The 4,564-nt window shown below is 30.1% G+C and carries 6 protein-coding genes; all 6 read left to right on the top strand.

The window, feature by feature from the left end:
• Positions 1-356: 356 nt before the first annotated feature.
• The 6 genes from ACVCXO_RS10845 to ACVCXO_RS10870 all read left to right on the top strand — a co-directional run bounded on the left by ACVCXO_RS10845 (position 357) and on the right by ACVCXO_RS10870 (position 4,378).
• Complete coding sequence (locus ACVCXO_RS10845; RefSeq protein ID WP_452229609.1) at positions 357-893, top strand: hypothetical protein; 537 nt, start codon at positions 357-359, stop codon at positions 891-893.
• A gap of 172 nt (positions 894-1,065) precedes the next feature.
• Positions 1,066-1,434: a hypothetical protein gene (locus ACVCXO_RS10850; RefSeq protein WP_452229610.1), complete on the top strand. Its 369-nt coding sequence runs from the start codon at positions 1,066-1,068 to the stop codon at positions 1,432-1,434.
• On the top strand, positions 1,435-1,833 hold the full coding sequence (locus ACVCXO_RS10855; protein ID WP_452229611.1) for a hypothetical protein: 399 nt from the start codon (positions 1,435-1,437) through the stop codon (positions 1,831-1,833). It begins immediately after the preceding gene.
• Positions 1,834-1,997: 164 nt separating this feature from the next.
• Positions 1,998-2,741 (top strand): DUF6090 family protein, encoded by a 744-nt coding sequence (locus ACVCXO_RS10860; protein WP_452229612.1) that lies wholly within the window; start codon positions 1,998-2,000, stop codon positions 2,739-2,741.
• Positions 2,742-2,912: 171 nt separating this feature from the next.
• Positions 2,913-3,686 (top strand): hypothetical protein, encoded by a 774-nt coding sequence (locus ACVCXO_RS10865; protein WP_452229613.1) that lies wholly within the window; start codon positions 2,913-2,915, stop codon positions 3,684-3,686.
• Positions 3,687-3,862: 176 nt separating this feature from the next.
• Positions 3,863-4,378 carry a VOC family protein gene (locus ACVCXO_RS10870; protein WP_452229614.1) on the top strand — a complete coding sequence of 172 codons (516 nt, stop codon included), beginning with the start codon at positions 3,863-3,865 and terminating at the stop codon, positions 4,376-4,378.
• Positions 4,379-4,564 lie beyond the last annotated feature (186 nt).

The raw sequence follows: 4,564 nt of genomic DNA on the forward strand, positions 1-4,564 counted from the left end.
AGTATCAGAAACTATTAAAAGTTGATAACAACATATATTTACTAATACAAAGCGCTATTTGCTTCTAAAATCACGAACCATATCAGGCTTCATATAGTGCATAATTTTAAAACCATGCACATCGATCATGAAGTATCTATCTAGCGTCAGTGCTTACTACGTAATCTTGGAGATTCCCAACGGAATATCCAAATTACTAAACATAACAACGTATATATAAAATAGCTAATTGGTTGTTTAATCAATATTTTTTGTTTCTTTATAAAATATATAAAAGCCGGAAAGACAAGTCGTTATTTAAACGCTACTTTCCATATACGTATACGTTGGCAAACATTAACGTAATACTCTAAAAAATGAATCTTAAATTAACAAAAGAGATTAAATCTGAAATAGATTATATACTAGCGGAAATCTTTGAAAATGGAGCAATATGTTATGATTCAAGTACTGAAGCAAGAAAGAAAGCATTTTGGATTTCTAAATCGCTGAATCTAATTAAACAAAGTCCAAATTATTCAAAATTATATTACGAACTGGAAGAAAAAGGTGTTATAGCAATTGAAGAAGGAGGAATTGAAAATCATTTATCCAACATAAAATCTGAAAAAAGTTTAGATAGTACTATTAGACGTTTAACTAAAAAAAGGCTTGAATGGGAATATTTAATAAATATTTTTTTTCTATTGGCAGGTGGATTTGTAACATACTTGTTTACGGGTCTTTCGGAAAACAGAGACCAAAAAAAATTCAATACTAAAATATACCAAGTTAAAACTGAATTAAACGATACGTTATCTAATATTAAAACTCGTCTCGACCATCAGAACACATTAATCATTAATTTAAAAAAAACAACTGATTCATTAAAATCTGATAGTTTGAATAAATAACGATTTGCCAACACCGTATATAATTTATTGCTAGTTCTAGCCTGCTTACGAAAACCCTCGCGGATTTTCTATTCGGTTTTTATTTGCTAAATTTAGTGCTTAAACACGCAACAAACCATATACAAACACGTTGGCAATAATTTAAGAAAAATCGAAATCCGAGCTATAATTTATGAATATAATAGAAATTCCTTTACTTACTTTTGATAAATTATTTAACTTGGTTGAGGAAAATAGATTTATAAACGAAACTGACAGAAAGATTGCGGAAAAGATACTCGAAGCAGAAAATGATTGGGGAGATTGGAAAACTTCTGTCAAGAATTTGAATGAATTCATTATTGTGTTAGAAAAAGAAGTTGGAGGAATTGTAACCAAAACAAGTCTGAACAAACTTTTGAAAAAATATAATCGGAATATTGCTCAAAATGCTTGGAAAGCAGAAAGTATTTGTTCTTTATTAGAGATTTTTAAGCTGAACAAAGAAGTTGAATTGAAAAAAATATTTTTCGAACTGACTGAAAAAACAAAAATTGTCTGAATGGAACTTTATGATTTTAACAAAGATGCTTATAATAAAGTTGTTGAATTATTCAAATTTAGATTTTACAAACAAATAAAAGATACTGGAATTGTCTTTAAAGAAATTTTATTATCCAAAAACCTGGTAACAAAAGCTGAATTCTATATTTTAATTTGTGATGACCAAGAAAACAATCATTATATAAGATTTAAGGATTCCAAATTACTGTTTATTCGACTAAGACAGATTGCAGAAAAAAGATTAAAAAAATTAGAACGATTCGAAAAGGAATTAATGAAAATAAACGACACAGAATCTTACGGAGAAGGAAATTACTTCAATGACACCGAAATGACTGCAATTGGAATATCAACTATAAAAGATTTATTAAAGCATTTTGACAATAAACAGAATTAAAAAACTATTGCCAACACCGTGTATAATTAATTGCTGGTTTTAGCCAATTTACGAAAGTCCTCGCGGACTTTCTATCTGTGATTTATTTACTAACTTTAGTGCTTGAAACACGCAACTAATCATACACAACAACGTTGTGCTTCATTATCAGAAACCGCTAACCAATGATAAAATTCTTTAGAAAAATTAGACAAAAAATGCTGACTGAAAATAAATTCAGCAAATATCTGATTTATGCGATTGGCGAAATTGTACTTGTTGTAATTGGAATTTTGATTGCATTGTCAATCAATAATTGGAACCAAGAACGAATTCAGAAACTTGAAGAACAATCCATTGTAAAGAACATTCATACTGAATATTTGCAAAACAAAGCGATTATAAAAAGAAGAATTGAGGAAAGTGAATTATGTGAGGCAGCCCTCAGACAATTAATGAATAATATAGGCAAAGACGAAGATTATCTTAAAAAGCAAAATGTTGACAGTTTAATTTTTTATGCCTTTGACCCTCCTATATTCAGACCCTCGGAAAACACCATTTCCGGTCTAATACAATCGGGACGTTTGGAATTGCTCCAGAATCAGGAATTGGTTAATTTAATATATAATTGGGGACGAACGATGAAGGCATTGACAGATAGAACAACAAGATTTACCGCAAAATTAGATAACGAGATTTTTCCCTATTTATCAAAAAAATATCCCTTTAAAGATATGGATGCCTATGGTCTATTAAATTGGAAAGAAAAATCAAACCTGAAGGTGGATAAACTTCAAATTTTTAAAGAAATTGAATTCGAAAACAATACTGACGAATTTTTATACTGGATTGCAGATAACAAAAACCTATTTATAGAATTAGACCTATTGATAGATAAAATTCTTAAGGAAACTCAATATAACTAAATTATAAATAACGAAAGCACAACAATGGCTATAAGTAATTGCTTGTTCTCGCTTACTTCTGAAAATCCTCGCGGATTTTCAGTTTGGTGTGTACTTGCAAAGTTAAGTGCTAACCCACGCAACTACTCATAGCCGAGACGTTAGGCAACATTAGAAAAAATCGCAATTCGAATGGAATTTAAAGGACATATTAACTTAAGAACTTCAACTTTTAATTCAGGAAAACTTACCATAAGTTCAAAAGGGAAAAGCGAAAATTTCATTTGTCACCAATACTTTTATGCAAATTCCAAACTGACCAAACATATTGATTTTATCAATTGGAAAATATCTCATCACACCTACAATCAAAACGGGGAAAGAATTGAATTACGAACATTTTCATTCGATGAAAATCCTGAAATTTCAGAACTTGAAGGCTACAAAAAATTTGAGTATGAAAATGGAAATCTAATTACTGAAAATCACTTTCTGATTTATGGAAAAGAAGAAAAACTCGAATATGAAGGTAAATACATTTATTCTGGAAAAGAATTAATTCGAGAAGATTTTCATTATCCAAATGAAATTTACACTATAAATTACAAATTTGACAAAAAGAAAAACATACTAACCAAAGTTTTTCCCAATGTCGATGGAAATTGTGAGTATTATTACGATGAAAATGGTTTTCTAAAGAAATTCATCAACTTCAAAGAGAACAACTATTGTCAAATTAATGAGTACGAATATAAAAATAACCGATTACATAAATTGATTGAATATCCGATTTTAAAATTTAAGAAAAATTTGTTTTCCTACAAGATAAAGTTATTAGGAAAAAAGCAATTCATCCACGAAAATGAGTTCTTCTATGACGAGAATGGAATGTTAATCAAAGAAGTTAAAACTGACATTCTTGACAATTATGAAATTGACGTTTTACGATATGAATATGAAAAATAACGTTGCCTAACACCGTATATAATTTATTGCTGGTTCTAGCCTGCTTACGAAAACCCTCGCGGATTTTCTATTCGGTTTATATTTGCTAAATTAGGTGCTGAAACACGCAACAAACCATATACAAACACGTTGTGCGTCAGCTAAAAAAACATCGTGATAACATTAAAATTAGCGATATGAAAAAAATAATTCTAACTTTTTTGATTACAATTTTACTCATAAGTTGCAACTCGAAAACTGAAAAAACTAACGATATGGCAAACAAAAAAGATGAAACAGAAAAACCAGTTTCAAAATCCGACAATACGCCAAAAGTAACTGGAGTAGGCGGAATTTTCTTCAATTCAGACAATCCAGAAGAAACGCAGAAATGGTATGCCGAGAATTTAGGAATAGAAACTAACGATTGGGGTTCATCGAGTTTTGACAGCAGAGATATTGACAATCCTGATGTTGTAAATTCTCTTCAATGGAAAGCGTTTAAAAAAGGTGACGAATATTTTTTGCCTTCGAAAAAGGAATTTATGATTAACTACCAAGTTCAAAATATCGAAGGACTTGTAGAAAAATTAAAGAAAAACGGAGTCACTGTGCTTGACAGCATTGCAACTTACGATTATGGAAAGTTCGTGCATATTTTAGACAAAGATGACAATAAAATTGAATTGTGGGAGCCGATAAAAACTGACTAAATTTTGAGCGGAGTTAAAAAATAGCGTGAGGAAAGCCGAACGCACAACACCGTATATAATTTATTGCTGGTTCTAGCCTGCTTACGAAAACCCTCGCGGATTTTCTATTCGGTTTTTATTTGCTAAATTACGTTCTTAACCACGCAACAAACCATATACAAACACGTTATAAAAAATAGCCGAGAA

It is taken from the genome of Lacinutrix sp. MEBiC02404 (assembly GCF_053601575.1).